Source organism: Amycolatopsis sp. 3B14, from assembly GCF_050958625.1.
In the GTDB taxonomy this organism is placed as follows: domain Bacteria; phylum Actinomycetota; class Actinomycetes; order Mycobacteriales; family Pseudonocardiaceae; genus Amycolatopsis_E; species Amycolatopsis_E thermoflava.
In genome coordinates, this window is the sequence record NZ_JBHZEN010000034.1 from 41,097 (window position 1) to 67,938 (window position 26,842).

Annotated in this window: 24 protein-coding genes and 1 pseudogene; 11 read left to right on the forward strand and 14 right to left on the reverse strand. The window is 70.9% G+C overall.

Annotated elements, in window-relative coordinates; translation table 11 throughout:
* Positions 1-3 precede the first annotated feature (3 nt).
* Positions 4-1,215, forward strand: coding sequence for an amidohydrolase (locus tag ACCP09_RS20165; RefSeq protein WP_027933879.1), 1,212 nt, complete (start codon positions 4-6; stop codon positions 1,213-1,215).
* A 70-nt stretch (positions 1,216-1,285) separates the two neighbouring features.
* Here the strand turns inward: ACCP09_RS20165 and ACCP09_RS20170 are convergent, their stop codons facing one another.
* Positions 1,286-2,422 (reverse strand): acyl-CoA dehydrogenase family protein, encoded by a 1,137-nt coding sequence (locus tag ACCP09_RS20170; RefSeq protein ID WP_027933880.1) that lies wholly within the window; start codon positions 2,420-2,422, stop codon positions 1,286-1,288.
* Between the two features lie 70 nt (positions 2,423-2,492).
* On the opposite strand from ACCP09_RS20170, the gene ACCP09_RS20175 reads away from it, so the two are divergent.
* From ACCP09_RS20175 to ACCP09_RS20185, 3 genes are all read left to right on the forward strand, one after another.
* Positions 2,493-3,098, forward strand: a complete 606-nt coding sequence (locus tag ACCP09_RS20175; protein WP_027933881.1) for a TetR/AcrR family transcriptional regulator — start codon at positions 2,493-2,495, stop codon at positions 3,096-3,098.
* Positions 3,095-4,015 (forward strand): carbohydrate kinase family protein, encoded by a 921-nt coding sequence (locus ACCP09_RS20180; protein ID WP_400988820.1) that lies wholly within the window; start codon positions 3,095-3,097, stop codon positions 4,013-4,015. The genes ACCP09_RS20175 and ACCP09_RS20180 overlap by 4 nt, the downstream gene beginning before the upstream one ends.
* A 193-nt stretch (positions 4,016-4,208) precedes the next feature.
* Complete coding sequence (locus tag ACCP09_RS20185) at positions 4,209-5,519, forward strand: citrate synthase (RefSeq protein ID WP_020416854.1); 1,311 nt, start codon at positions 4,209-4,211, stop codon at positions 5,517-5,519.
* Between the two features lie 147 nt (positions 5,520-5,666).
* On the opposite strand, the gene ACCP09_RS20190 is transcribed toward ACCP09_RS20185, so the two are convergent.
* Positions 5,667-8,411 carry a hypothetical protein gene (locus ACCP09_RS20190; RefSeq protein WP_123684761.1) on the reverse strand — a complete coding sequence of 915 codons (2,745 nt, stop codon included), beginning with the start codon at positions 8,409-8,411 and terminating at the stop codon, positions 5,667-5,669.
* A 99-nt stretch (positions 8,412-8,510) separates the two neighbouring features.
* Here ACCP09_RS20190 and ACCP09_RS20195 point away from each other — a divergent pair, with 99 nt between their 5' ends.
* The 3 genes and pseudogenes from ACCP09_RS20195 to ACCP09_RS20205 all read left to right on the forward strand — a co-directional run.
* A complete protein-coding gene (locus tag ACCP09_RS20195) occupies positions 8,511-9,833 on the forward strand; it encodes a cryptochrome/photolyase family protein (RefSeq protein WP_433748854.1) in 1,323 nt (440 codons plus the stop codon).
* 192 nt (positions 9,834-10,025) lie between these two features.
* Positions 10,026-10,190 carry a transposase gene (locus ACCP09_RS20200; protein WP_433748889.1) on the forward strand — a complete coding sequence of 55 codons (165 nt, stop codon included), beginning with the start codon at positions 10,026-10,028 and terminating at the stop codon, positions 10,188-10,190.
* Between the two features lie 75 nt (positions 10,191-10,265).
* Positions 10,266-10,682, forward strand: a pseudogene (locus ACCP09_RS20205) (transposase); the annotation flags it as partial.
* Positions 10,683-10,845: 163 nt separating this feature from the next.
* Here the strand turns inward: ACCP09_RS20205 and ACCP09_RS20210 are convergent.
* From ACCP09_RS20210 to ACCP09_RS20240, 7 genes are all read right to left on the reverse strand, one after another.
* A complete protein-coding gene (locus ACCP09_RS20210; protein ID WP_433748857.1) occupies positions 10,846-12,033 on the reverse strand; it encodes an ABC transporter permease in 1,188 nt (395 codons plus the stop codon).
* Entirely contained in the window at positions 12,030-12,932 is a 903-nt protein-coding gene (locus ACCP09_RS20215; RefSeq protein ID WP_433748860.1) for an ABC transporter ATP-binding protein, read from the reverse strand. The genes ACCP09_RS20210 and ACCP09_RS20215 overlap by 4 nt, the downstream gene beginning before the upstream one ends.
* 8 nt (positions 12,933-12,940) lie before the next feature.
* Positions 12,941-13,594: a TetR/AcrR family transcriptional regulator gene (locus tag ACCP09_RS20220; protein ID WP_027933889.1), complete on the reverse strand. Its 654-nt coding sequence runs from the start codon at positions 13,592-13,594 to the stop codon at positions 12,941-12,943.
* A gap of 217 nt (positions 13,595-13,811) precedes the next feature.
* Positions 13,812-14,993, reverse strand: coding sequence for a peptidase C39 family protein (locus ACCP09_RS20225; protein WP_433748864.1), 1,182 nt, complete (start codon positions 14,991-14,993; stop codon positions 13,812-13,814).
* Between the two features lie 39 nt (positions 14,994-15,032).
* Positions 15,033-15,440, reverse strand: coding sequence for a PaaI family thioesterase (locus ACCP09_RS20230; RefSeq protein ID WP_027933891.1), 408 nt, complete (start codon positions 15,438-15,440; stop codon positions 15,033-15,035).
* Positions 15,441-15,449: 9 nt separating this feature from the next.
* Entirely contained in the window at positions 15,450-17,168 is a 1,719-nt protein-coding gene (locus ACCP09_RS20235; RefSeq protein ID WP_433748867.1) for a TIGR03767 family metallophosphoesterase, read from the reverse strand.
* Between the two features lie 64 nt (positions 17,169-17,232).
* A complete protein-coding gene (locus ACCP09_RS20240) occupies positions 17,233-18,855 on the reverse strand; it encodes a long-chain fatty acid--CoA ligase (RefSeq protein WP_027933893.1) in 1,623 nt (540 codons plus the stop codon).
* A 259-nt stretch (positions 18,856-19,114) separates the two neighbouring features.
* Between ACCP09_RS20240 and mihF the strand changes: the two genes are divergently transcribed.
* Positions 19,115-19,426, forward strand: coding sequence for an integration host factor, actinobacterial type (gene mihF, locus ACCP09_RS20245; RefSeq protein WP_026153534.1), 312 nt, complete (start codon positions 19,115-19,117; stop codon positions 19,424-19,426).
* A gap of 81 nt (positions 19,427-19,507) precedes the next feature.
* Positions 19,508-20,635, forward strand: a complete 1,128-nt coding sequence (locus tag ACCP09_RS20250; RefSeq protein ID WP_027933894.1) for an isochorismate synthase — start codon at positions 19,508-19,510, stop codon at positions 20,633-20,635.
* Here ACCP09_RS20250 and ACCP09_RS20255 read toward each other — a convergent pair.
* Positions 20,616-21,320, reverse strand: coding sequence for a 4'-phosphopantetheinyl transferase family protein (locus tag ACCP09_RS20255; protein ID WP_433748872.1), 705 nt, complete (start codon positions 21,318-21,320; stop codon positions 20,616-20,618). The genes ACCP09_RS20250 and ACCP09_RS20255 overlap by 20 nt on opposite strands.
* A gap of 67 nt (positions 21,321-21,387) precedes the next feature.
* Between ACCP09_RS20255 and ACCP09_RS20260 the strand changes: the two genes are divergently transcribed.
* The gene (locus ACCP09_RS20260; protein WP_433748875.1) at positions 21,388-22,233 is read left to right on the forward strand and encodes an alpha/beta fold hydrolase; all 846 of its coding nucleotides are present in this window, start codon (positions 21,388-21,390) and stop codon (positions 22,231-22,233) included.
* A 33-nt stretch (positions 22,234-22,266) separates the two neighbouring features.
* Entirely contained in the window at positions 22,267-23,436 is a 1,170-nt protein-coding gene (locus ACCP09_RS20265; protein ID WP_027933897.1) for an acyl-CoA dehydrogenase family protein, read from the forward strand.
* Between the two features lie 64 nt (positions 23,437-23,500).
* Here the strand turns inward: ACCP09_RS20265 and ACCP09_RS20270 are convergent, their stop codons facing one another.
* Genes ACCP09_RS20270 through ACCP09_RS20285 form a run of 4 tightly spaced genes read right to left on the reverse strand, consistent with a single transcriptional unit; the run spans position 23,501 to position 26,697 of the window.
* Entirely contained in the window at positions 23,501-23,830 is a 330-nt protein-coding gene (locus ACCP09_RS20270; protein ID WP_026153533.1) for a hypothetical protein, read from the reverse strand.
* 43 nt (positions 23,831-23,873) lie between these two features.
* Positions 23,874-24,515 (reverse strand): TetR/AcrR family transcriptional regulator, encoded by a 642-nt coding sequence (locus ACCP09_RS20275; protein WP_433748878.1) that lies wholly within the window; start codon positions 24,513-24,515, stop codon positions 23,874-23,876.
* Positions 24,506-25,993, reverse strand: a complete 1,488-nt coding sequence (locus tag ACCP09_RS20280) for an AMP-binding protein (protein ID WP_433748881.1) — start codon at positions 25,991-25,993, stop codon at positions 24,506-24,508. The genes ACCP09_RS20275 and ACCP09_RS20280 overlap by 10 nt, the downstream gene beginning before the upstream one ends.
* Complete coding sequence (locus ACCP09_RS20285) at positions 25,990-26,697, reverse strand: enoyl-CoA hydratase/isomerase family protein (RefSeq protein ID WP_027933900.1); 708 nt, start codon at positions 26,695-26,697, stop codon at positions 25,990-25,992. Before ACCP09_RS20285 ends, ACCP09_RS20280 begins: the two co-directional genes overlap by 4 nt.
* Positions 26,698-26,842: the final 145 nt, after the last annotated feature.

Here is a 26,842-nt window from a genome sequence, read left to right on the forward strand (position 1 = left end):
ACCATGGTGAAGGCGATTGTTGGCGGATACGTGGTGCCGGTCGAGGGTGACCCGATCGACGGCGGCACGGTTCTGGTCGAAAACGGCAGGATCACCGCGGTCGGCACGGCCGCGGAGGTCGACGTTCCGGAGGACGCGGAGCTGGTGGACGCCTCGGGCACCTGGGTGCTGCCCGGGTTCGTCGACGCCCACACCCACCTCGGCGTGCACGAGGAGGGCGAGGGCTGGGCCGGCAACGACACGAACGAGATGACCGACCCGAACGGCGCCCGCTTCCGCGCGATCGACGGCATCGACCCGTTCGAGATCGGCTTCGACGACGCCCTCTCCGGCGGGGTCACCAGCGTGGTGATCAAGCCCGGCTCCGGCAACCCGATCGGCGGGCAGACCGTCGCGGTGAAGACGTGGGGCCGCACCGCGCTCGACATGGTCTTCGACGAGGCGGTCAGCGTGAAGAGCGCGCTGGGCGAGAACCCGAAGCGCGTGTACGGCGACAAGCAGCAGACGCCGTCGACCAGGCTCGGTGTCGCGGCGATCATCCGCGAGGCGTTCACGAAGGCCCGCAACTACGCCGCCCAGCGCGACCACGCGCGGGCCGAGGGCAAGCCGTTCGACGTCGACCTGACGCTGGAGACCCTGGCGAAGGTCCTCGACGGCGAGCTGTACTGGGACCAGCACACCCACCGCGCCGACGACATCGTGACCGCGATCCGGCTCGCCGAGGAGTTCGGCTACAAGCTGGTCGTCAACCACGGCACCGAGGGGCATCTGATCGCGGATGTGCTGGCGGAGAAGGACGTCCCGGTGATCCTCGGGCCGCTGTTCACCACGCGGTCGAAGGTCGAGCTGCGGAACCGGACGCTGCGGTCGGCCGGCATCCTGGCGCGGGCCGGGGTGAAGATCGCGATCACCACGGACCACCCGGTGGTGCCGATCAACTTCCTCGTCTACCAGGCCGCGCTCGCCGTGAAGGACGGGCTGGACCCGGAGACCGCGCTGCGGGCGCTGACGGTCAACCCGGCGGCGATGCTGTCGCTGGACGACCGGATCGGTTCGCTGAAGCCGGGCCTGGACGCCGACATCGTGCTGTGGTCGGGCGACCCGCTGGACGTGATGAACCGCGCGATGCGGGTCTTCGTGCGCGGCCAGGAGGTCTACCGCTTCGACGACACCAGCGGCGAGGGCGTCGTGACGCCCCGCCGCTACGCCGAGTAGGTCCCGCGCCCGCGAGCGCAGAACTCGCGCCCGACCGCGCGAGTTCTGCGTTCAGGGGTGCTGCGATGGCTCAGGCGCGCTTCAGGTGGCGCGCGATCACCATGCGCTGGATCTGGTTGGTGCCCTCGAAGATCTGCGGCACCTTCGCCTCGCGCATGTAGCGCTCCACCGGGAAGTCGCGCGTGTACCCGGCGCCGCCGAGGACCTGGACGGCGTCGGTGGTCACCTTCATCGCCGCGTCGGTCGCGATCAGCTTCGCGACCGACGCCTGGCGGCCGAACGGCATCCCGCGGTCGCGCCGCCGCGCGGCGTCCAGGTACGTCGCGCGGGCCGAGTCGACCGCGGCGGCCATGTCGGCGAGCAGGAACTCCAAGCCCTGGAAGTCGATGATCGGCTTGCCGAACTGCGTGCGCCCCTTCGCGTACGCGACGGCCTCGTCGAGGGCGGCCTGCGCCAGACCCACCGCGCAGGCCGCGATCCCGAGTCGCCCGGAGTCCAATGAGGACAGTGCGATGCGCATCCCGGCGCCTGCCGGGCCGATCAGCCGGTCGGCGTCCACCCGCGCGTCGGCGAAGATCATCTGTGCGGTGGTGGACCCGGTGAGTCCCATCTTCCGCTCCGGCGGCGCCGCGGACAGGCCCGGCGTCCGGCCGTCCACCAGCAGGCACGAGATCTCGGACTCGCCGGTGCGCACCATCGTCGTGTAGAAGTCGGCCTCGCCGCCGTGCGTGATCCACGCCTTCGTGCCGTTGACGACGTACTGGTCGCCGTCCAGCCGCGCCCGCGTCGACAGCGCCGCCGCGTCGGACCCGGCGTGCGACTCCGACAGCGCGTACGCGCCTAGCAGCTGCCCCTCGAGCATGTCCGGCAGCCACCGGTCGCGCTGCTCGTCCGTGCCGTAGTGGGCCAGCGCGTAGCAGGACATGGTGTGCACCGAGAGCCCGACGCCGACCGACATCCACGCGGCCGCGATCTCCTCCAGCACCTGCAGGTACACCTCGTACGGCACCTCGCCGCCGCCCCAGCGCTCGGAGTACGGCAGCCCGAGCAGGCCCGACTTGCCGAGCAGCCGGAACTGCTCGCGCGGGAAGCGCTCGGCCTCCTCGTACTCGGCGGCGAGCGGCTTGAGCTCGTCGCGGGCCAGTTCCGTCGCCAGCGCGAGCAGGTCCTCGTACTCGCGGCCGGGGAGCAGGCGGTCGACCGGCATCATCGCCTCCGGGGGTGTACTCACGGCAGTACTCTGTAATCGTCTCCAGTACAGCACATACGGTGGTCCGATGACCAGTCGCGAGGCGCTACGACCCCCGGGTGGCAAGGCGCTGACCGCCCGGCAGCGGGCGCTGCTCGCCGAGCTGGAGGAGTTGTTCCTGGTCGAGGGCTTCGTCCACTTCACGCTCGACGACCTGGCCGCGAAGACGCACTGCTCGAAGTCGACGCTGTACGCGCTGGCGCCGAGCAAGGAGCAGCTCGCCGTCCGCGTCGTGGCGCACTACTTCAAGGGCGCCGCCGACCTGCTCGACGAGCGGACCGCCGGCATCGAGGACGCGCGCGAGATCATCGGCGTCTACCTGAGCGGCATCGCCGAGTACCTGAACCGGGCGTCCCCGGCGTTCATGCGGGACATCAACGACTTCGCCCCGGCCCGCGCGGCCTACGAGCTGAACAGCAGGGCCGCGGCGGCGAAGATCCGGTCGTTCATCGCCAAGGGCGTCGCGGACGGGGTGTTCCGCGAGGTCCACGCGACGCTCATCGCGGAGATGGCCGCGGTGCTCGTCGAGGCCATCCAGACCGGGGTGGTCGGCTCGCGGACCGGGGTGTCGGACGCGGAGGCGTTCACGGCTCTGTCTGAGTTGTTGCTCGGCGGGCTAGCATCTCGCCCGTGATCGTGGTGGGTGGCGAGGCGCTGGTCGACCTGGTGCCGGGTGCCGAGAAGACGAACGACGGCCTGACGTCCCTGGTGCCGCGCCTCGGCGGCGGCCCCTACAACGTGGCCCTCGCGGCCGGGCGGCTCGGCACGCCGACCGCGTTCCTGTCCCGGATCTCGACCGACCGCTTCGGGCAGGCCCTGCGGGACCGGCTGACGGCCTCGAACGTCGACATATCGATGGTGCAGGAGGGTCCGGAAAACACGACCCTCGCCGTCGTGGCGCTCGCGCCGAACGGGTCGGCGAGCTACACCTTCTACACCGAGGGCACGGCCGATCGGCTCGTCGCCGACCCGGGCCCGCTGCCCGGCGACGTCACCGTGCTGTGCCTCGGCACGCTTGGCATGGTCCTGGAGCCCGGCGCCACCAGCTACGAGACGGTGCTGCGCCGCGAAGCCGCCCGCGGTGTGCTGACCGCGCTGGACCCGAACATCCGGGCCGACCTCATCGCCGACGCCGACGCCTACCGCCGCCGGTTCACCTCGTGGCTGCCGGACGTGCGCCTGCTGAAGCTGTCCGACGACGACGGCGAGTGGCTGGCCGGCGCCGCCGGGCTGGACGCGGCGATCAAGTCGTGGCTGGACGCCGGGGTCGACGCCGTCGTCCTGACCCGCGGCGGCGACGGTCTGGCCGTCCACACCGGATCCGTGACCGTTTCGGTACCGTCCGCGCCCGCGCAGCTGGTGGACACGATCGGCGCCGGCGACACGGTGCAGGGCGCGCTGCTGTCGTGGCTGCACGATCGGAATGTGGGCACGCTCACGGATCTGGGCGAGTCCGGCTGGCGCGAGGCCTTGACTTTCGCGGCCAAGGCTGCGTCCATCACCGTCTCCCGGAGTGGCGCCGAGCCGCCCACCGCGGCCGAGATGGTGTGAACCTGATCCCAACGGTTTGCTCTAGGTAACACAATGGCTGCGCGAAGGCCCGTTGTTCGACTAGCGTAATGGGAGAATTAATACCCCAGCGGGGCGGTGTGCGCGGACGATTTCCGGTCACGCGCGTTCACGAAGCTGCCTGTGTGACCTGCAGGAGCTGCCGGCCCGTGTGACCGTGAGAGGGACGACCTGCATGTCCGACGCGACTGCGGCGACCGGTGGCGGCACCGTATCGCTGCGCCTACCGACTGGCGAGCACGAGCTGAAGGTTGTCAATGCCGTCGAGGGTGCTCCCGGCATCGAGCTGGGGAAGCTGCTGGCGTCGACCGGGTACATCACGTACGACCCGGGGTTCGTCAACACCGGGTCGTGTTCCTCGGCCATCACCTACATCGACGGTGACGCCGGGATCCTCCGCTACCGCGGCTACCCCATCGAGCAGCTGGCCGAGCGCTCCAGCTTCCTCGAGGTCTCCTACCTGCTGATCTACGGCAACCTGCCGACCCAGGCGCAGCTGGACGACTTCACGCAGAAGATCAACCGGCACACCCTGCTGCACGAGGACCTCAAGCGCTTCTTCGACGGCTTCCCGCGTGACGCGCACCCGATGCCGGTGCTGTCCTCCGCGGTGTCCGCGCTGTCCACCTTCTACCAGGACTCGCTCAACCCGTTCGACGAACCGAACGTGGAGCTGTCCACCGTCCGGCTGCTGGCCAAGGTGCCGACGCTGGCGGCGTACGCCTACAAGAAGTCCATCGGCCAGCCGTTCCTGTACCCGGACAACTCGCTGGGCCTGGTGGAGAACTTCCTGCGGATGACGTTCGGCCTGCCCGCCGAGCCGTACGAGGTCGACCCCGAGGTCGCCAAGGCGCTGGACCTGCTGTTCATCCTGCACGCCGACCACGAGCAGAACTGCTCCACGTCGACGGTGCGGCTGGTCGGCTCGTCCGAGGCCAACCTGTTCGCGAGCATTTCGGCCGGGATCATGGCGCTGTTCGGGCCGCTGCACGGTGGCGCCAACAGTGCCGTGCTGGAGATGCTGAACGGCATCAAGGCCGAGGGCGGTGACGTGGCGAACTTCGTCAACCGCGTGAAGAACAAGGAAAAGGGCGTGCGCCTGATGGGCTTCGGCCACCGGGTGTACAAGAACTACGACCCGCGCGCCAAGATCATCAAGCGCACCGCGGACCAGATCCTGGGCAAGCTCGCGCCGAACGACGAGCTCCTGGACATCGCGAAGCGCCTGGAAGAGACCGCGCTCTCGGACGACTACTTCATCGAGCGCAAGCTCTACCCGAACGTCGACTTCTACACCGGGTTGATCTACCGCGCGCTCGGGTTCCCGACGCAGTTCTTCACTGTGCTGTTCGCGCTCGGCCGGCTGCCCGGCTGGATCGCGCACTGGCGCGAGATGATCAACGACCCGCAGACGAAGATCGGCCGCCCGAGGCAGATCTACATCGGCGAGAAGGAGCGCGAGTACACCGCGATCTCCGAGCGCTGAGTCTGCTGCGTTCCCTGACGGCGCGTCCCTGGCGGGGCGCGCCGTTCTGTTTTGGTCGGTGGGGCGTTTGCGCGGTTGGTCCGTTGATGCGGGCACCGTTGGCCATTTCGTGGGTATGTCTCCCGAGCAACCCCCGAACCGAACACCTCACCCCGTCACCGGGCACCCGTTCGCCTCGCGGGGCTCGCTTTCGCTGTACAGCTTGCCCACCAGGTACGCGCAGGTGGGCACCCCGTCCGGGCCGTCGAGCCGGGAGATGTTCGCGATCGTCAGGATCGCCAGGCTCCGGTCGTTCGCGATCCGGGACCTCTCGAAGCTGATCTCGCCCGTCGCGCCCTGGAAGGTCATCTCGCGGAACTGCTGCGCCACCGCCGCCCGGTTCGGGGCAACCGGACCGGACGCACCCGCACCACCCCCGAGGAGCGGCAACCGCCGGGCCGCGTCCAGGAAGAATCCAGCCGCGTCGTAGAGGCCGCCCACCCGCTCCCCGGCCCACGGCGTGGTCGGCGCCTCCTCCGGGGGCAGCTTCCGCAAGTCCCGCAACAGATCGGCGTAGCCGGCGCAGAACGCGTCCAGCGCGGGCCCGCCACCGGGCAGCGCCCCGGGCCGTCCGTCCACGCACGCCTGCCCGCCGAGCACCACCGGGCTGCCCATCCCGACGTAGGAGACGGGAATCCCGTTCAGCTCGCTGCGATTCCGGTCCGGCGCGTGCGCCACGAACCGCGACACCGCGTCGTCGGCGACGATTCGCGGCAGTTTCCGCGGCTCGGCACAATTGCTTCGCACCGTGCGCAGGAAATCACCGAACTCGGTCTCCCGCCCCGCGTAGAACACGATTTCGCGGCTCCGATCGGCCGGATCCCGGCACAGCGACGGCAGCGATCCGACGCTCGTGGTCCAGCCCTGGCTCGCCACCTCGATCCCGGCCAGCCGCTGCCGCACCACCTCGACCAGGGTGCTCACGTAACTGTTCCCCGGATCGAGCGGCGGGTGGTAGATCGTCACCTTCGGCGCCCCCACGTACCGCGCGTACCCGGCGAGCAACTCGGCCTGCTGGGTGTTGTCCGGCACCAGCTGGAAGTACAGCGGCGACCGGTCCGCCAGCCCCACTGCCGTCAACGTCGTGCCCAGCGCGGGAATCCCGTGCGCACCCAGCTCCGCGATCGCCTGCTCGGTCTGCGCGACGCTCCGGTCGAACCCGAGCACCCCGAGGATCCCTGGATCGCCCTCGATCAACGGAACCAGCATGTCCCGGGTCACCACGTCCGCGGCCGACATCCCGGTCCCGCCGTTGGCCACGACCACTCGCAGCAGCGGCTTCACGCTCGACGACGGGTCGTTCTGCTCGCGCTGCCGGATCACCACGCCTTCCAGCTCCTCGGCGACGGCGTGCGCGGTCGCGGGCGAGTGCTCGTTGTTCGTCAGCCCCGCCAGGTACACCACGCTCACGTACGCGCGTCCCGGGTTGGCGCGGTGCAGCTCCTCGGCCTTCGCGTTCTCCGCGAACACCAGCAACTGCGCCTGCCGCAGGCGTTCGTTCTCCCCGAAGACCTGGCGCGCGTTGTCGCTGTAGCCGACGCACTGCCCGTCCACGACCTTCGTGGCCACGCCCGAGGACAACCCGGCCCGGAAGAACGAGCAGTGCGCGCCCCAGTACTCGTCCACCTTCACCGCGGTCGGCGCGAGGCTCACCACCAACAGGGCGGCCACAGCCAGTTCGAGCACTCCGCGACGCGCGATCCACGGCGGCGCGACCGGCCCGGCCTGCCGGTCTTCCCACACGCCGGCGTCCTCCGGCGTGATCGCCGGCGACGGCTTGGGCAGGTCGATGAACAGGTACCGCGCGTCGCCGGCCAGCATCTGCCGCCTGCCCGGCAGCCGGTGCTTCCACGTCGACCAGGCCCGGGTGGCGCGGGCGGCCGGCTCGGCCCCGGCGACCGACTCCGCGGCCGGCGGCGGGCGCTCGTCGCTCGCGGTGATGATCAGCAGCGGGTCCAGGTCACCCGTTTCGTTGCGCACCTCGTTGATCAGCCGGAGCAGCTCCCAGCCGCCGTTGGCCTCGGTGACGTTGTCGAGCAGCACGGTCACGTACGCCGTGCGCCGCCAGCCCCGTCGCCGCGGCAGGAACCGCAGCTTCCGGCGGCGGTACGCCTCGCGAAGGTCCTGCAGGAACGCGTGCACGAGCAGCTTCTTGAGCTGCTCGGGGTTCTCCGATCCGAGCCGGTCCCGGGTCAGCCGTTCGGCGAACCCGAGGAAGTCCGCCGAGTGACGCGGGACCATGAACGGCTGGCGCATGAACCAGCGGCTCTCCCGGCCCAGCCCGGGCACGCGGTGACGACCCCACCGGAACCCGAAGTACCGCAGGATCCACCACAGCACGCTCAGCGCGGCCTTGCTCCACCCGCCGACCGGCACGTGGTCGACCGTCGCGTCCGCGCCACCCGGCCCGCGCTGGCCGGTCCAGTCGCGCAGCAACCGCACGATCGGCCGGTCGCCCTTGCCCTCCGCGCGCGGCAGGGAGCGCTCGGTCAGCCAGGTCGTTAGCCGGTAGTGGTCGAAGTGCTTGAGGTGGCCGCGGCCGAACGCGTCCGTGCCGAGGCGGTCGTGCAGTTCCTCCAACAGCGGCAGGACCGCGGGGTTGCGCACCGCGTTCGCGTCGAGGTAGGCGTGCGGGACCTGCCGGAGTTCGACGTCGAGCTGGGCACCCAGCCGCGGCAGGAACTTCGCCGAGCCCGGCTTGCGCAGCAGGCAGACCAGGGGGAGCGGCACGTCGCCGCGGACGCGCAGCTCCGGATCCCGCCTGCTCAGGCCGGGGCGCCGGTACAGCGTCCGGACGAGGTCGACCAGGGCATGGGCGCCCTCGAACACGGGGTCCTCCGGTGTCTGCCGCACATGATCTAGACGTACCCAGGGTCACCGGCGTTCCCGATCGAGTAGTCGCTGAGCCGGATTACCCCAGATCGCCTAGAGTCGGCGACCGTGAGTACCGCCTTGTTATGGTTTCGGCGCGATTTGCGGCTCGCCGACCTGCCCGCCCTGGTGAGCGCGGCCGAGCGCGCCTCCCGGGTGCTCGCGCTGTACGTGCTCGACGACGCGTTGTTGAAGCCGGCGGGCAAGCCACGGCAGGCGTTCCTGTACGGGTGCCTCGAAGCGCTCGCCGACAGCCTCGACGGGCGGCTCATGCTGGTCCACGGCGACCCGGTCCGCGAGGTGCCCCGGGTGGCGCGGGCGGTCGGCGCGGGCAGTGTCCATGTCAGCACCGACACCGGCCCCTACGGCAGCCGCAGGGACCGGGCGGTCGCCGAGGCGCTCGGCGAAATCGACTGGGTCGAATGCGGCTCGCCCTACGCGGTGACCCCGGGACGCGTCACGAAACCCGACGGCGAGCCCTACCGGGTCTTCAGCGCGTTCTACCGCGCCTGGTGCCGGCACGGTTGGCGCGCGCCGGCGCCTCACTCCACAGTGGACTGGATCGAGCCGGGGAAACCCTTCCGCCTCCCTGAAAAACCCGACCTCGGCCCGATGGCCCTGCCGCGGCCGGGTGAAGCCGCCGCGCATGAGGTGTGGGAGGAGTTCCTCGACGGCGGCCTGGACGGCTATGCGACCAATCGCGACCGCCCGGACCGGCCGGCCACCACCCGCCTCTCGCCGTACCTGCGCTGGGGCTGTCTCCACCCCCGCACCCTGCTGGCCGACCTCGACACCCGGCACGGCAAGGACGTCGAATCCCTGCGCAGCGAACTGGCCTGGCGCGAGTTCTACGCCGACGTGCTCCACCACCGCCCCGAAACCGCGCGCAAGAACTACGACGAGCGCTTCGACGAACTGGAGTACGACACCGACCGGGAGTCCTTCGACCGCTGGCGCGCCGGCCGCACCGGGTACCCGATCGTCGACGCCGGGATGCGTCAGCTGCTCGCGGAGGGCTGGATGCACAACCGCGTCCGGATGATCGTCGCGAGCTTCCTGGTCAAGGACCTGCACCAGCCGTGGTGGCTCGGCGCCCGGCACTTCATGAACCACCTCGTGGACGGCGACCTGGCGTCCAACCAGCTGAACTGGCAGTGGGTGGCGGGCACCGGCACCGACCCGGCGCCCTTCTTCCGCGTCTTCAACCCCACCACCCAGGGCGAGAAGTTCGACCCGGACGGCGCCTACGTGCGGAAGTACGTCCCGGAACTGCGCGAGATCCCCGGCAAGGCCGTGCACCAGCCGTGGAAGCTGCCGCGCCCGCCGAAGGACTACCCGGCCCCGATGGTCGACCACGCGCAGGAACGCAAGGTCGCGCTGGACCGCTTCAACGCCATCACCTAGCTGTCCCCGCGGCGGAGGTTTTGAGCTTCGAGGCCTGCCTGCGCGACCTCGACGGTCCCCTCGACCTCGAGCCTGGCGCCTAGGTCCTGTCCTGTAATTGATCTAGCTGCGGTTCTGGTTTGATCTTGGGTTGTGGTGGGTCGGGGTGAGGTGACGGATCGGGCGTGGGCGCGGATCGAGCCGTTGTTGCCGGTGTCGGGTCGGGGTCGGCGGTGGCGGGATCACCGGCAGGTGCTCAACGCGATTCTGTGGAAGCTTCGCACCGGCGCTCCGTGGCGTGACCTGCCCGAACGGTATGGGCCGTGGAAGACCGCGCACGAGCGGTTGCGGTTGTGGACCGCGGATGACACCTGGTAGAAGATCCTGGACGAGGTGATCGTCAAAGACGACTCGGTCGGCGACGTCGAGTGGGTCATCTCGGTTGATTCGAGCGTGGTCCGGGCGCACCAGCATTCTGCGGGCGCCCGGAAAAAAGGGGGGCTGCGCCCCGGCGTCGAGACGCTCGCGGTCGACGGGGAAGGACTCGGACGCTCCCGCGGCGGACTGAGCACCAAAATCCACCTCGCCGTCGACGGCCGCGGGCTGCCGATGCGGGTGCTGCTCACCGGGGGCCAGGCCGGGGACAATCCGCAACTGCTGCCGCTGCTCGATGGCATCGCGGTCGCCCGGATCGGACCAGGCAGACCGCGATGCCGACCCGCGCTGGTGGTCGCGGATAAGGCCTACTCGCACCCCTCAACTCGGCAAGCGATGCGAGATCGGCGGATCCGGTTCGTCAGTCCTGCGCGAGGATCAGATCGCTCGCCGCGTCGCCAGAGGTTCCCGCGGCGGACGCCCACCTGCCTTCGATGCCGAGACCTACAAGCGGCGCAACGTGGTCGAACGCTGCTTCAACCGGCCCAAACAGTTCCGCGACCTAGCCACCCGCTACGCCAAACGCGCCGCCTACTACCAAGCCGAACTCACCATCGCCGCCATCATCCTCTGGCTCCGATGACTTACAGGACACTTCCTAGGACCGCAGCGCGGTTCGCAACCGCATGCGGCTGCCGGTGTGCAGGACCGCGTTCCGGTACACCCGGCCGCTCACCCAGGTCAGCAGCGCCCCGAACACGACAGTCAGCACCAGCGCCGCGGCCACCTCCCACGACGCGGTCACCCCGGCGGCGATCCGGCCCGGCATCAGGATCGGCGAGAACACCGGGATCAGCGACAGCACCTGGGCCCCGGCCGAATCCGGGTCCTGGATCAGGATGTTGAACCCGGCCACGAACCCGACCATGAGCGTCAGGCTCACCGGCGTCACCACGGACGCGGTGTCCTCCTGCCGCGACACCAGCGAGCCGGCCGCGGCGTAGACCGTCGCGTACAGGAAGAAGCCCAGCAGGTACCACAACAGCCCCCAGGCGACCGTGCCGATCGCGACCCCGCCCAGCGTCACGGCACCGCTGCCGACCGCCATCGCGAGCCCGGCCACCGCCAGGATCAGCAGCTGCACCAGGCCGACCAGCCCGAGCCCGATCACCTTGCCCAGCATCAGCTGCCACGGCCGCAACGTCGACAGCAGGATCTCCACGACCCGGCTGGCCTTCTCCTCGACCACGCCCTGCGCCACCATGCCGCCGTAAGCCTGGATGCCGAAGAACATGAGGAACACGATCACCAGCCCGATCGCCAGCCGCTGGCCGCTGTCGGCGTCGCGGGGCTCCAGCTCGGTCAGCCGGACCTGCGCCTGCCCCACCTCGCGCATCACCTGCGCCGGGTCGAGATCGGCCTCCAGCAGCTTCGCGTTCAGCACCTGCTGCTGCGCGATCCCGTTCAGCACCGCCCGCAGCTGCTGGTCCAGCTCCGCCTTCACCACCACGCCCAGATCGGCCGCGCTGCCGGAGACCAGCGCGTCCAGGTCGCCGTCGCGCACCTGCTGTTCGCCCTGCTCCGGGTTCGCCACCGGCACCGTCTCGACCTGTGCGCCTGCCGCGTCGGCCGCCTCCCGCAGCTGCTCCGCGACGGCCGTGGCCTGCCCGGTCAGCCCGACCTTCGACGTGTCCGCGTCCTTGATCAGCGTCGCCTGCAGCAGCAGGTACCCGCCGAGCACCAGCAGGATCACCACGGTCCCGACCACGAACGACCGCGTCCGCAGGCGGGTGTTCAGCTCCCGCCGCGCGACCAGGACGACACCCTTGACGGGTGAGACCGTCATTCCCCGCTCCCCGTGACCACGTTCCGGAACAGCTCGGCCAGGCTCGGCCGCCGCCACCGGAATTCTCGCACCGCGCCGGTCGCGAGCGCGGCCGACAGCACGCGCTGGTCGTCCACCCCGGGACCCAGCTCCAGCACGGTCCGGCCCGGCTCGTCGGCCACCACCCGCACCCCGGGCAGCTCCCCGGCCCAGCTGCACGGCGCGTCCGGCGCGGACACGACCAGCAGCGCCGCGGAAGTCAGCTCCGCCACCGTCCCGCACGCCACCATCCGTCCCTTTTGGATGATGCCGACGCGGTCGCACAGCCGCTCGACCAGATCCAGCTGGTGGCTGGAGAACACCACCGGCACCCCGGCCGCCGCCTTCTCGCGCAGCACCTCGCTCATCACGTCGACCGCGATCGGGTCCAGCCCGGAGAACGGCTCGTCCAGCACCAGCACCGCCGGGTCGTGCACGAGCGCGGCCGCCAGCTGCACCCGCTGCTGGTTGCCGAGGCTGAGCTTCTGCACCTCGTCCCGGCGCCGCTCACGCAGCCCGAGCCGCTCGATCCAGACCTCCGCCGCCTGGTGTGCCCGCGTGTTGTCGAGCCCGTGCAGCTCGGCGAGGTACACGAGCTGGTCGAGCACCCGCATCTTCGGGTACAGGCCGCGTTCCTCCGGCATGTACCCGATGCGGGTGCGGGTCGCGTGCGTGACCGGCTCCCCGCCGAACCGCACCGCGCCGCTGTCCGCCGCGAGCACGCCCAGCACGATGCGCATCGTCGTGGTCTTGCCCGCGCCGTTGCTGCCGACGAACCCGAACAGCTCACCCGGCGCGACCTCGAAGGAGATCTCGTCGAGGGCCACCACCGATCCGTAGCGTTTGGACAACCGGTCAATTTTCAGTGCCGGTGCGGGCATCCCTGGGGTCACAGCGGCCGCAGGGCCGCGTTGAGGTGGTGCGCCAGCTCGCCGAGCAGCGCCTCGGCCGCGACGTCCGCGGTGGCCGGCCGCAGCGACAGCACGAACGACTGCACCACGAGCAGGACCGACCGCGCCTGCACGGCCGTGGCCGCGCGCCGGATCGAGCCGTCCCGGTGCCCCGCCTCCAGCAGCGCGACGATGAACTTCTCGCCGAGCCGCTGGGTGCCGCCCATCCGCTCCAGGACGTAGGGCACCACCAGCGCGGTGTCGACGTCGAGGACCGTGCGCATGAGCGGATCGGCGTTGAGCAGCCGCACCGCGGTCACCGAACTGCGCACCAGGCGCGCGCGGGCGGTCGGGGCGTCGGCCCCGCTCACCGTCGCCTGGTGCAGCAGCGCGCCGAACTCGCGGGTCATCAGCGCGGACAGCACGCTGCGCACGTCCGGGAACCGCCGGTAGAGCGTCATCCGGCTGACCTTCGCCGTGCGCGCGATCTCGGCCAGCGTGGTGCGCCGCAGCCCGGAGGCGAGGACGCACCGGCGCGCGGCGTCGAGCAGGACGTCGTCGGACACGCGTGCCGCCGTGGGACGTCCGCGGGCGTTCGCGAGCGCGCTGGAGGGCCGGGCCTCGCCGATCACAGCGCGACTCTCATCGTCCATCTGTCGCACTGCAGCCCGTTGCCGCCATTGTTGACCACCATGCCTCGTGGTTCGTTGCCCCCACCGGTACCGAGGGTATCGGGAAATCCGGTGTGAGGCGCGGTGCCTTTTGTAGGCGGGCGATATTAGACGATCGCGGACGAGGTCATCGCCGTGACCCGAACGGGTTCACCAGTTACCAGTAAGCGCTCTGACCTCGATGTCCTCGTCCGCGTCGTCACGGGGTGATCAGGTAGACGACGCCGCCGGGGCCGCTCGCCACGGAGCCGTCCTCGGTGTGCCGCTTGGTGCGCTGCCAGATGTTCTCGAACTGAGCCCGCGGGTAGATCGTGCGCACGTTCGCGTTGCTGTTCGCGGCCGGGTCGTTGGCGATGACGTCGCCGTCCGCCGTGAACCCGACGACGACCATGATGTGCCCCGCTGTGCCGTAACCCGCGCCGTCCAGTTCGTCGGCGCGGAAGGACTGCGACGTGATCACCGGGATGCCCCGGGCGATGTAGTCCTCCAGCTCGGTCAGCGAGTGCAGGCGCGTGACGTGCCCGCGCAGGCCGAAGGTCGCCGCGTACGCGGTGTTGAACGGCCAGTTGCCGGTGCCTTCGTAGGAGTGGTCGTAGGTGTGCCGGGCCGCGTAGTCGACCGTCCGGTCCGGGTAGCCGGCCGGGATCCAGGTCATGTCCTCTTCGCGCGGCCGCCTGCCCCAGTACTCGACCACCATCTCGGTGGACGTCGGGCTGCACCAGCTCTCTCCGCCGCCGCCGTACTCCGGGAAGTGTCCCTTGTGGATGTTCTGCGCGTACGTGGGAACGGGCAGCTCGATGCCGGAGGCCTTGCCCGGCCGGGAAACCGGCACCTCGAACCGGTCCGGCACATTCGACGTCATCGCGCCGACCGCGCTCACCGTGGCCGTCTCGCGGGTGCCCGGCGCGCGGTAGAGCGAGACCCGCAGCCGGTACGAGCGCAGCAGCACGCCGGGCTTCATCACGAGCGTGTCGACCGAGACCTGCGCGTGCGCGTCGTCCTGGCCGTCCACGCTCGTCCGCTTGATGTCACCGTCGCCCGCGGCCCACCGGCCCATCACGTACCACGCGGTTTCCGCGCCCGTCGCCGTGCGCGCCTGCGCCTCGACCTGGATCCAGGTGCCCGGCGGCGTCTGCGCGTTCCACGACGCGATCAGCTCGGTCGCGTCGAACCCGGGCGCGTGGAACGGCGAGGTCCACTGTGCCCGCTCGTAGTCCCGGCCCTCGTACGACTCGGTGCCGGCGGGCGCGAAGGGGCCCGCCGGCGTCCACTCGTGGTAGTCGACGGCCTCGTCGGCCCGGCCGGGGGAGGCGGACGCGGGTTGCACGGTCACCGTCGCCATCACGGCGGCGGCCAGCACGGCGAGCAGGGCGCGGGTCATCCGGGAATTCTCCCCGCCGCTACGGGTGGTGTAAACCAGTCAAAGGACTGATTGCGACTGCGTCACCTTCGCGACGAGCTTGCCCGCGTCGTCGTGCAGCTCGGTTTCCACCACGACCACCTTGCGGCCGGCGTGCAGCGGGCGGGCGGTCGCGGTCACGTGCCCCTCGCGCACCCCGCGCAGGAAGTTCGTCTTCGACTCGATGGTCGAGGTGCCCTGTGCGCCTTCGGGTAGGTTGAGGAACGCGCACACCGCGCCGGTCGAGTCGGCCAGCGCCATCAGCGCGCCGCCGTGCAGCACCCCGCCGATCGTGCAGAGGGTGGCGTCCCAGGCGAGCCGCGCCCGCACCACGTCCTTCGAGTGCTCCAGCACCTCGATGCCGAGCCGCTCCGAGAACGGCATCGACTGGTGGAACAGCGCCGTCCCGGCCTCGTCGAGCTGAGTCATGATCCGTTCCTACCGCAAGGGGTGGACCAGCAACAACTCCGTGTTGTGGTCGGCCGCCGCGCCGGTGCGGGCCGGGTCGGCGTGCAGGTCGTTGAACGACAGCTCCCGGTACAGCGACGCCAGCGCGGACGGCGAGGTGTCGGCGTAGTCGGCCGAGTACGGGGCCTGCGCCTCGATCAGGGTGGTGAACAGCGACAACGTGCCGTCGGCGTTGTCCGCCACCTCGATCACGCGCGCGTGCTGCGGGAAGTCGATGTGGGACGCGGTGTTGATCTCCCAGAACCCCTGGGCGGGGGTCGCGCCCGGCCGCGGCGTGATGCGGTTTTCGTGCGTGTGCCCGTTGACCCACGCCAGCACGTTCGGAAACCGGTGCAGGAGCGCGACGAACGCGTCCCCGGTCAGGCGCGGCTCCAGCGGGTGGCGGGCGTCGGGCAGGACGTTGCCCATCGTGTCCGAGGTGTGGTGGCTGAACAGGATGAACAGCTCGTCGGTGACCGAGCGGGTGATCCGGTTGCCCCAGAAGTCGTAGTGGACTGAGCTGCCGCGCTTGAGCGTCTGCTCGACCCACAGGTACTGCCCGAGCCCGATCGAGCCGTCCGCGAACCCGGCGAGCGTCGTGGTGTCGAGGCTGATGCCGGTGATGCCCGGGGCGATGCGGAACGTGTAGTAGACGTCCACGCCGTCGGCGTTGGGGCCGGTGAAGCCGTGGCCTGCCGGGCCGGGCCCGGTGTTGGCGGGGTCGAGGTGCGCCCGCACGAACTCGGCTGTGGTGAACGGCCGTCGCCGCTCGTCCGGGGTGATCTCGCGGATCGTGCCGCTGCCGCCGAACAGCTCGGTGACCGGCACGCTCGCGCCCGGTGTCCGGATGGCCCGCGCCAGCTTCGCCGCGGTCCCGGAGTCCTTGCCGATCACCTTGTAGCGGCCGGTGTACCAGTGCGCCATCCCGGGCAGGTCCGGCAGGCTGCCGACGATGCTGTCGTCGTGGTTGCCGAACGTGCAGTACCACGGCACGTCGAGTCCCGCCGAGGTGAACGTGCGCGTGCCCGCGGTCAGGATGCCGGGCAGCACCGGGAACGCCGACCAGTCGCCGTCCAGGCGGCGGTCCGGGTTCCAGTACAGCGGGTCGCCGGAGGCCTGCACGCCCTCGTAGACATTCGGGTCGCCGGAATTCGGGGTGACCTCGCCGCCGTTGAGCACGCCGAGGAACCAGCCGAGTTCGAGGTGCTCGTGGTTGTCGGTGTTGTCGCCGGTGGTCATCACGAAGTCCAGCGGCCGTCCGGTGAACGGCCCGCGCCGCAGGCTGTTCACCCGGTCGACGAGCGCGGCCGTGGCCACCGAGCCGAGTGTCTCCTGTGGACGGTGGGCGGAGCCGATCAGCGGGTGCAGGTACTCGAACCGCGCCGGCGATTCGGAGTCGGTGATGTGCAGGTCGGTGAACTGGACGAACGCGGTGAGCGCCGTGCGTCGGTCGTCCCGGCCCGCCTTGCCCGCCGCCAGGTCCTCCCGCACCACCAGCGGCCAGCCCGGCCCGCCGGTCAGGCGCGTGTACGCCGCGGCGCCGTCCAGCGGCGTGGCGACACTCTCCAGCGTGGTGCCGGACGTGCCGACCGCGCGCCGGCTGCTTTCCCGTAGCGCCCGGTCGATCGCCTGCGCCGACGGTGCGCCGGCGACGAGCCCGAGCCCGGCCGCACCGGTCGCTGCCAGCACGTGCCGCCTGCTGATCCCCATGCATCCCCCAGATGTGCGAAGGCCACCCGCATCGAAGCAGACGCGGGTGGCCTCCGGGTGAACGTCAGAAGTGCGTCACGTCCAGCTTGCCCTGCGAGTGGAAGGCCCGCAGGCGCTTCTTGTCGAACTTGCCGACGCTGGTCTTGGGCACCTCGTCGATGAACGTCCAGTGCTCCGGCAGCTGCCACTTCGCGACCTTGTCGGCCAGGAACTCACGCAGCTCCTCGGCGGTCACGCTCTGGCCCTCCCGGACCACGACCGCGACCAGCGGCCGCTCGTCCCACTTCTCGTCCGGCACGCCGACCACCGCGGCCTCGGCGACCGCCGGGTGGCTCATCACCGTGTTCTCCAGGTCGACCGAGGAGATCCACTCGCCGCCGGACTTGATGACGTCCTTCGCGCGGTCGGTGAGGGTCAGGTAGCCGTCCGGGCTGATCTTGCCCACGTCACCGGTGCGCAGCCAGCCGTCGTGGAACTTCTCCGGGTCCGCGCCGCCGTGGTAGGCGCCGGCGATCCACGGCCCGGCGACCTCCAGCTCGCCCACGCTCTCGTTGTCCCACGGCTGCTCGTTGCCGTCGTCGTCGATGAGCCGCGCGCGCACCGACGCCGGGAAGCGGCCCTGCGTGTACCGGTACTTCCAGGCCTCCTCGCCGGTCGCGCCCGCGGGCGGCCGGGCCACGCTGCCCAGCGGGGACGTCTCGGTCATGCCCCACGCGTGCAGGATCGGCACGCCGTAGCGCTCCTCGAAGGTGTGCATCAGCGCGGGCGGGCACGCCGACCCGCCGACGACCACCTCGCGCAGGTGCGAGATGTCCTGCGGCTGAGCCTCCAGCTGCTGCAGCAAGCCCTGCCAGATCGTCGGGACCGCGCCGGCGAACGTCGGCTTCTCCGAGGCGAGGATCTGCGCGAGCGGACCCGGCTGCAGGAACCGGTCCGGCATGACCAGCGACGCGCCGACCATGAACGCCGCGTACGGCAGGCCCCACGACATCGCGTGGAACATCGGCACGATGACCAGCGCGTTGTCGGCCGGCGAGAGCTGCATGCTGTCGGTCATGCAGACCTGCATCGAGTGCAGCCAGATCGAGCGGTGCGAGTAGACGACGCCCTTCGGGTCACCGGTCGTGCCCGACGTGTAGCACATCGCGGCCGCGGAGCGCTCGTCGATCTCCGGCCAGTCGAAGGTGTCCGGCTGGGCGGCCAGCAGGGCGTCGTAGGAGTGCACCTCGACGCCGTCCGGCGCCTGCAGCGTCGCCGGGTCGCCGTTGGCCACGATCACGTGCCGGACGGTCTTCATCTCCGGCAGCTGCTTGGCCAGCAGCGGGACGAGCGAGCCGTCCACGATCACGACGTGGTCCTCGGCGTGGTTCGCGACGAAGGTGAGCTGCTCGGGGAACAGCCGGATGTTGAGGGTGTGCAGCACGGCGCCCATCGCGGGAATCGCGAAGTAGGCCGCCAGGTGCTCGGCGTTGTTCCACATGAAGGTGCCGACCCGCTGGTCGCCGGTGACACCCAGACCACGGAGTGCATTCGCCAGTCGCGCAGCGTTACGACCCAGGTCCGCGTACGACTCGCGGCGGGGCCCCTGGTCGGTCCAGGTCGTCACCTGACTGGCGGCATGCACCCGGCTTCCGTGTTGTAGCAGGTTGGCAAGGGAAAGCTGTCCGTCCTGCATCGTGCTCAGCATGGGCACTCCCGCGCGGTGAAGTTCGGCGTTGAACGTGTTGCGGTCACTCTAAGTGGAAGACACCGTTGGTTGCCAGGACTGATCGCACCCGCCCCGACCGGGGGTTTCCTCGCGTGTCGGTGTCGCGGCATCAGCCCAGGTGGCGTTTACTGGGCGCGTGGACCAGACGGCCTGGCCAGCGCTTGCACGAGCAAGCACCTCGCTGGGTGCCAGCCGTCGCCGCGAGAGCGGATATCCGACACACGGAAGGACTACTACGTTGGCTCTGCCCACGTTGACCCCGGAGCAGCGTGCGGAGGCCCTGGCCAAGGCGGCCGAGGCCCGGAAGGCTCGCTCCGAGCTGCTCGCGTCGATCAAGTCCGGTCAGCAGTCCATCGACACGGTGCTGTCGAAGGCCAAGGACGACAAGACGATCGGCAAGACCAAGGTCACCCAGCTGCTGAAGGCGGTTCCCGGGCTCGGCGCCGTCAAGGTGGCCGCGCTCCTGGAGAAGGCCGGGATCGACCCGGACCGGCGGGCCGGCGGACTCGGCGAGCGCCAGCGCGCGGCATTGATCGACGCCCTCAAGTAACCGTTTCCGCAGGTCGGCGGCGAAGTGTTGCGCCCGTGACACTTGCGCTCGCCGCCGCCTGAGCGGGAGCACAATGGGGGTGTGGATGCCAGGGAGACGCTCGAGGAGTACACGCCAGGCGACTTCTACTTCGCCACCTCACGGCACACGATCTTCGGGTCCGGCTCCCGGCTGACCTTCACCGGCACCGACGTGCCGGCACTCGGTGACGCGGTCCCGGCCGCTCTGGCCGGGACCCCGGGGTCGCTCGCGGTCGGTGTCCTGCCGTTCGACACCACCGCGACGCCCGGGCACCTCGTCGTGCCCGAGGCGGTCCAGGTGGCCGCCCCGGCGCACCCCGCGGCCGCCGATCTGCCGCGGATGACCGTGGATGGTCCGGACGTCGTCCGGGCCGTGCCCGAACCGGTCGACCACGCCGAGGCGGTCGCCCGCGCCGTCCGGGCCCTGTCGGACCGCGGTATGCGCAAGGTCGTGCTCGCCCGCGCCCTCGACCTGGAGTTCTCCGGCGAGGTGCCGGTCAAGGCCGTGCTGCACAACCTGGTCAAGGACAACCCGCACGGCTACACGTTCGCCGCGGCCCTGCCCGGCGGGCGGTCCCTCATCGGCGCGACGCCGGAGCTGCTGCTGTCCCGCAGCGGGCGCCGCGTGGTGTCGCACCCGCACGCCGGGTCCGCGCCGCGCTCGGCCGACCCGGTCACCGACCGGGAGAACGCCGAACGGCTGGCGGCCTCGCGCAAGGACCACGTCGAGCACGCGGTCCTGACCGAGGCGATCGTCGAGACGCTGCGGCCGTTCTGCCGTGACCTGCACGTGCCGCGGACCCCGTCGCTCGTGTCGACGCCCACGATGTGGCACCTGAGCACCATGGTGACGGGCGAGCTGACCGACCCGGACGTGACGGCGCTGCATCTGGCCGGTGCGCTGCACCCGACGCCCGCCATCTGCGGCTCGCCCACCGAGGACGCGCGGCAGCTGGTCGGCGAACTGGAGCCGTTCGACCGCGGGTACTACGCCGGAACGGTCGGCTGGATGGACGCCAACGGCGACGGCGAATGGGCGGTGTCGATCCGCTGCGCCGAGGTGTCCGCGTCGCGGTTGCGGTTGTACGCCGGCGGGGGGATCGTGCCGGCGTCCGACCCGAAGGCCGAGCTGGACGAGACGTCCGCGAAGTTCCAGACGCTGCTGCGGGCTATGGGCTTGGAGCTGTAGGGCTCCACCAGCGCTCGGTGACCTTCAACTCGTCGTCGCTCAGTACGGCGATCGCCGCGCGGTATCCAGCGCCGGGGTCGAGATCGGCAAGCCTGGCCCGTGCCGGGTCCAGCGCCGGATCCGCGGACGCGACCAGGCGGGGCGGTTCGCCAGGGCCGGCCAGCGTGATGCTCCGCAGCGGGATCTTCAGCCCGCGCCCGGTGGCCTTCATCAGCGCCTCCTTGCCGGTCCAGTACCGGAAGAACGCGGCCACCCGCTCGGCGTCGGTGAGGCCGTCCAGCGCGGCCACCTCCGTCTCGTTCAGCGCGTAGGCGATCAGCGAGTCCTCGGCGCGGCGGGTGGCCGTCTCGACGTCGAGGCCCACCGGAACGGCGCTGGTCACGGCGACCCCGATCCGCTCGCCGGAGTGCGAGATGGACAGGTCGAACCCGGCGTCCGGCACCCGCGGCCTGCCGTGGGGCCTGCCGCAGTCGTCGCAGGTCGCGTCGAAGGACACGTCGTCGGGTGCGCGGCCGAGCAGGTCGGCGGCGACCGTCTTGGCCAGCACCCGCCCGGTGAGGAACCGCCGCTGGTCGATCTCCTTCCGGTAGCCGCCGTGCCTGCCGCGCTCCACGTCGTCCAGCAGGTCGAGGTACCGGGGCTCGTTCGGCAGCGGAACCGCCCACCACACCGCGCACTCGATCACGCCCCCAAACCTACGCGGTGCGCGAACACGGGCGCGAACAGCGGATCTCCGCCCTACGTTGACCACCATGAACGTGGTTCGCGTCAACGGGGCAGACCTGGTCTACGACGAGGCGGGCGCAGGCCCGCCGGTGGTCTTCGTGCACGCCGGAGCGGCCGACCGGCGCATGTGGGCCGCCCAGTTCGACGGGCTCGCCGGCACCCATCGGGTGATCCGCTACGACCAGCGCGGCTTCGGTGAGTCCGCGGACGCGGCCGGCGACCACTGCCACTACGAGGACCTCCTCGGGCTGATGGACGCGCTCGGCGTCGACCGGGCGGCCCTGGTCGGCTGCTCGATGGGCGGCTCGTACGCGCTGGAGGCCGCGCTCGCGGCGCCGGACCGGGTGAGCGGCCTGGTGCTGATCTGCTCGGGGCTGTCCGGCCACGAGTGGCCGGAGTCGATGCGCGCCCGTGCCGCCCGCGAGGTGCACAGCACGGTGCCCGCCGAGCGGCTGCGCGCCTACGCGGCGCGGACCCGCGAGCCCGACCCGGCCGACGTCGAGGCGATGGCGCTGGCCCAGGCGCGGTTCCTGGTGCCGGAACCGTCCGAGCTCGTCCTCGACATGCTCCGCGACGTCTTCCGGCGGACCTGGACCGGGCCGCAGCGGACCGAACGGCATTTGGAACCGGGCCCCGCCGGCCGGCTGGGCGAGGTGGTGGCACCCACGCTGGTGGTCAACGGCCTCCTCGACGTGCCGGAGATCCAGGAGGTGTCCGGCCTGCTCAGCACGGGTATCGCCGGAGCACGGCGGCTCGACCTGCCGGACGCCGGTCACCTCCCGCCGGTCGAGCGGCCGGACCGGGTCACGGCCGCGCTGCGCGGGTTCCTCACCGAACTCCATTCCGGGAACGGGCCGCGTGCGCTAGCCTGACAGGTAAGCAAGCGCTTAGTAGGAGGGCCGACGATGGACTTCAGCTTGAGCACCGAAGAGCGGGAAGTGCGCGACTGGGTGCGCACGTTCGTGCAGCGTGAGCTGATGCCGCTCGAACAGGAGGTGCTGCGCCGCGAACGCCGCGGCGAACCCGGCCTCACCTCGGACGAGCTGACCGCGCTGCAGCTCAAGGCGAAGGAGTCCGGCTTCTGGGGCGTGCAGACCCCGGAGGAGTACGGCGGCATGGGCCTGTCGGCCGTGATGACCGCGCTGCTGGAGGCCGAGCTCGGCCGCACCTTCGTGCCCTTCCGCTTCGGCGGCGCGGCGGACAACATCCTGTTCCACGCCAACGACGAGCAGAAGGAGCGCTACCTGCTCCCGACGATCTCCGGCGAGCGCAAGTCGTGCTTCGCGATCACCGAGCCGGGCGCCGGCTCCGACGCGAAGAACATCCGCACCTCCGCCCGCAAGGACGGCGCGGACTGGATCATCAACGGCGAGAAGACGTTCATCACCGGCGGCAACGAGGCCGACTTCGTGATGGTGTTCGCGGTCACCGACCCGGAGAAGGGCGCGGGCGGCGGCGTCACCTGCTTCCTCGTGGACCGGGACATGGGCTGGAAGTCCGAGCCGATCGACACCATGGGCGAGTGGGGCCCGGCGTCGCTGGTGTTCGACAACGTGCGCGTCCCGGAGAGCCAGATCCTCGGCGAGGAGGGCCAGGGCTTCGCGCTGGCGATGCAGTGGATCGGCCGCGGCCGCTACCTGCTGCCCGCCCGCGCGATCGGGTCGTGCGAGCGGCTCATTTCGATGGCGATCGAGCACGCCAACACGCGTGAGACGTTCGGGGCGCCGATCGCGACCCGGCAGGCGATCCAGTGGATGATCGCGGACTCCGGGGTGGAGCTGGAAGCGCTGCGCTGGCTGGTGCTGCACGCGGCCTGGCAGGTCGATTCCGGAATGGACTCCCGCCACGCGCAGTCGATCGCGAAGCTGTACGGCGGCATCAAGGCCAACGAGATCGTCGACCGCGTGCTGCAGATCCACGGTGGCATGGGCTACACGCGGGAGCTGCCGATCGAGCGGTGGTACCGCGAGCTGCGCCTGCTGCGCATCTACGAGGGCACGGACGAGATCCAGCGCCGCACGATCGCCCGGAACCTGTTGAAGGGGCACGTCAAGATCGGCGGCGCGCTGGGTTGAGAACAACCCTCAGGGCCGCCCCCGGAAAGTTCCGGAGGCGGCCCCGAGGGATCTGACAACTGACTCAGGATTCGTTGGCGGCGTCCCGCAGTGCGCGCGGCGCCCCGGCCAGGTCCTCCTCGTTGCAGAGGAGCTTCAGGTCGTAGTACGGCGCGCCTTCGCGGTCGTCGTAGTCGAGGTGGATGGAGACCACATCCACCGGCTCGCCCAGCCACTCCTGTGCCGACCTGAGCCAGTGCGCGCAGCGCTCGAGCGCGGTGGGCAGGTCGTCGTCACGGAACTGGACGGGGCGGTAGGGCACATCGTGTACATGATCCTGAGGGTGGGACGGTGCAGGGAGGCCCAGTGCGAGACCCTGCTCATCCAATTCCAGTTGGATCGTTCGCTCAGTCACCCTTCGAGGGTCCCTCAGCCCGGCCGAGTCGGCAAGACCCCAGCTAGGGCCGTATGCGCCACACCTCGGCGGCGACCTCCCGGGCCCGTTCGGCACCCTGCTCGCCGGGGAGCGCCGGGCTTCCCAGCATGCGCAGCGCGAGCTGGGCATATCGGGCGGCGAGGCGGTCCAGCGGCAGTGGACCGCGTGGTGAGTACCAGCGGGCGACGCCGGTGCACATCTCCAGCAGGGCGAGCCTGGTCACGGCCGGTTCCGGGGCGTCGAACACGCCCGCCGAGACGCCCTTGCCGATGGTGTCGGCCCAGATCGCTTCGTACTCGTCCCGCAGCGCCACGATCCGCCGCCGCGCGGTCCGGGACAGGGCGCTGACCTCGTTGTCCACCACGCGGGTCTCGTCCGGCTGGGCGGCGTGGGCCATGACGTGCAGGGTGACCAGGGCGGACAGCGCGTCGGCCGGGTCGTCGACGGTGTCCAGCGCCCGGCGCGCGGCCAGCAGGAGCCGGTCCAGGCACTCCCGCATGATGTCGACGAGCAGGTCCTCCTTGGTGCCCATGTAGTGGTAGAGGCTCGCGCTGGAGATCCTGGCGGCCTGGGCCAGGTCGCGGATGCCGGTGCCGTGGAACCCCTTGGCGGCGAACAGCTTGACCGCGGCGCGGCGGACGCGTTGCTCGGTGGTCAGAGCCATGTGCCCGCCACCCGGTCGTAGGTCGGGGTGTCGAGGGCGGCGAGCTTGCCCTTCGCGATGCGTTCCGACGGGGTGCGCGGCAGGTCCGCGGTGAGCGACCAGTAGCGCGGGACCTTGAAGTAGGCCAGCTGGGACGCGCAGTGCTCGGCCAGCTCGTCCGGGCTGGTGTCCTTCGACGGCACGATGAAGGCTTTGACCTCTTCGCCGCGCAGGTCGTCGGGCACCGCGATCACGGCCGCCAGCGCGACGGCGGGGTGCAGCAGGAGGGCGCGCTCGACCTCGTCGGCCGAGATGTTCTCGCCGCTGCGGCGGATCATGTCCTTCGTGCGGCCCACGTAGTGGACCCGGCCCTCGGCGTCCATTGTGGCCAGGTCGCCGGTGTGGAACCAGCCGCCGCGGAAGGCGCGGGCGGTCGCCTCGGGGTCGTCGTGGTAGCCGTGCATGAGGCCGACGCCGCGGATGAGCAGTTCCCCGGTCCGGCCGCGCGGCACCGGCTTGCCGTCGTCGTCGGCGATCACCACCTCGCGCTCGCGGATGGGGCGGCCGATGCTGCCGCTGCCCGGCCGGTGGTCCTCTGGACGGTCGCGGATGTCGCCGCCCGTTTCGGTCATGCCGAACGCCTCGTACCAGGGCACGCCCCACCTGGCTTCGAGTTCGGCGTGCCGGTCGCGGGGGATGGCCGAGGCCATGACCGAGCGGACGCGGTGGCGTTTGTCGTCGGGGTGTGCGGGCTGGCGGAGCAGCAGCGTCGGCATGAGGCCGAGGCAGTAGAACCAGGTGACGCCGTGCTCGCGGACCTTCGCCCAGAAGGTGCTGGGGTGGAAGCGGTCGAGCACGACGAGCGTCGCGCCCGCGGCGAGGCCGGCCGCGACGTTCCACTGTGGATCGATGTAGTGGAACGGCTGGGCGGTGAGGATCGTGTCTTCCTCGGTCAGGTTGGGAAAGTCGTCGACGAGGCTGCGGGCGAGGGTGGTCCAGTAGCGGTGCGGCAGGACGCAGCCCTTGGGGGCGCCGGTGGTGCCGGAGGTGTACTGGATGTTGGTGGGCGCCTCGGCGGCCGGGTGGTGCTCGGGCGGTGCGCCGTCGGGCAGGTCGTCCGGGGTGCGGGTGGTGATGCCGATCCGGGTGAGCAGGCCGGCGAACTCCGGCGCGGCGATGGCGAGGCGAGCGCCCGAGTGGCGGATGACGTGGGCGCCGTCGAGTTCGCGGTAGTTCGTGTTGACGGGGACGAGGACGGCGCCGCGTTTGGCGAGGGCGAGCCAGAGCAGGGGGAAGGCGGGCTCGTTGCGCAGCATGACGGCGACGCGGTCGCCGGAGTCGATGCCGAGCGCGGCCAGGCTGCCCGCGAGGCGGTCGGTTTCGCGGTCGACGTCGGCGAAGGTGAAGCGGGCGCCGGTCTCGTCGAAGAGCCACGCGGTTTTGCCCGGCCACTTCCGTGCGGCGCGTTTCGTGAGGGCGACCAGGTCGTCGGGGATCATGCGCGGCTGCCGAGTGCGTTGCCGGGCAGGTGCTCGGTGATCAGGGCGTGGCTGACCTCGAGTTCGAGGGCCTGTTCGAGGGCGCTGTCGATGCCCGCGTCGAGGGCGCGCTTGGCGAGGGTGGTGGCCGGGTGGGCGGGGATGCGGCGGGCCCAGTCGCGGGCCGTCTCGTGCACGTCGGGCACGACGGCGTTGACGAGGCCGAGTTCGTGGGCGGTGCGGGCGTCGACGCGTTCGCCGAGGAGGAGGAGTTCTTTCGCCTTGAGGGGCCCGACGATGAGGGGGAGGAGGCGGGACGCGGCGCCGGTGACGCTGAGGCCGAGGCTCGCCTCGGGGAACGCGAAGACGGCGTCCTCGGCGGCGAGCACGAGGTCACAGCCGAGCGCGAACTCCGCCCCGGCGCCGATGGCGTACCCGTGCACGGCGGCGATGACCGGCTGCGGGATGGTGCGCAGACGGCGGGTCACTTCCTGGAGCCGTTCGATGCGCGCGCGGGAGTCGCCCTGCGGGTTCTCCTTCAGGTCGTGGCCCGCGCAGAAGGCCCGCCCCCGCCCGGCGAGCACGACGGCTTTGGTGTTGGCCGTCCGGTCCAGCGCGGAGAGCAGATCGTCGACAAGTTCCGGCGCGACGGCATTGAGGCGATCCGGCCGGTTGAGCCAGATGTGCGCGACGCCTTCGTCGATCTCGAGGTCCACCGAGGTCATGGGAGGAGCTTAAGCGATCGATCGATCGATCGACCAGCGGTGGGTGGCTTTGCTCTTCGGGCCTCGGCGAGTGGTGATGTGGGATGCGTCCGTCGGCTGTGGGTGTGGTGGGAGGGCTTTGCTGTCCGTCCGTCGGCTGTGGGTG

Coding starts and splice junctions, on each gene's coding strand:
- ACCP09_RS20220 (WP_027933889.1), bottom strand. CDS start 13,594: ATGGACGATGAGAGTCGCGCTGTGATCGGCGAGGCCCGGCCCTCCAGC.
- ACCP09_RS20210 (WP_433748857.1), bottom strand. CDS start 12,033: ATGACGGTCTCACCCGTCAAGGGTGTCGTCCTGGTCGCGCGGCGGGAG.
- ACCP09_RS20260 (WP_433748875.1), top strand. CDS start 21,388: ATGAACGTGGTTCGCGTCAACGGGGCAGACCTGGTCTACGACGAGGCG.
- ACCP09_RS20230 (WP_027933891.1), bottom strand. CDS start 15,440: ATGACTCAGCTCGACGAGGCCGGGACGGCGCTGTTCCACCAGTCGATG.
- ACCP09_RS20280 (WP_433748881.1), bottom strand. CDS start 25,993: ATGATCCCCGACGACCTGGTCGCCCTCACGAAACGCGCCGCACGGAAG.
- ACCP09_RS20235 (WP_433748867.1), bottom strand. CDS start 17,168: ATGGGGATCAGCAGGCGGCACGTGCTGGCAGCGACCGGTGCGGCCGGG.
- ACCP09_RS20175 (WP_027933881.1), top strand. CDS start 2,493: ATGACCAGTCGCGAGGCGCTACGACCCCCGGGTGGCAAGGCGCTGACC.
- ACCP09_RS20240 (WP_027933893.1), bottom strand. CDS start 18,855: ATGCTGAGCACGATGCAGGACGGACAGCTTTCCCTTGCCAACCTGCTA.
- ACCP09_RS20165 (WP_027933879.1), top strand. CDS start 4: ATGGTGAAGGCGATTGTTGGCGGATACGTGGTGCCGGTCGAGGGTGAC.
- ACCP09_RS20225 (WP_433748864.1), bottom strand. CDS start 14,993: ATGACCCGCGCCCTGCTCGCCGTGCTGGCCGCCGCCGTGATGGCGACG.
- ACCP09_RS20215 (WP_433748860.1), bottom strand. CDS start 12,932: ATGCCCGCACCGGCACTGAAAATTGACCGGTTGTCCAAACGCTACGGA.
- ACCP09_RS20285 (WP_027933900.1), bottom strand. CDS start 26,697: ATGACCTCGGTGGACCTCGAGATCGACGAAGGCGTCGCGCACATCTGG.
- ACCP09_RS20275 (WP_433748878.1), bottom strand. CDS start 24,515: ATGGCTCTGACCACCGAGCAACGCGTCCGCCGCGCCGCGGTCAAGCTG.
- ACCP09_RS20265 (WP_027933897.1), top strand. CDS start 22,267: ATGGACTTCAGCTTGAGCACCGAAGAGCGGGAAGTGCGCGACTGGGTG.
- ACCP09_RS20170 (WP_027933880.1), bottom strand. CDS start 2,422: ATGCCGGTCGACCGCCTGCTCCCCGGCCGCGAGTACGAGGACCTGCTC.
- ACCP09_RS20185 (WP_020416854.1), top strand. CDS start 4,209: ATGTCCGACGCGACTGCGGCGACCGGTGGCGGCACCGTATCGCTGCGC.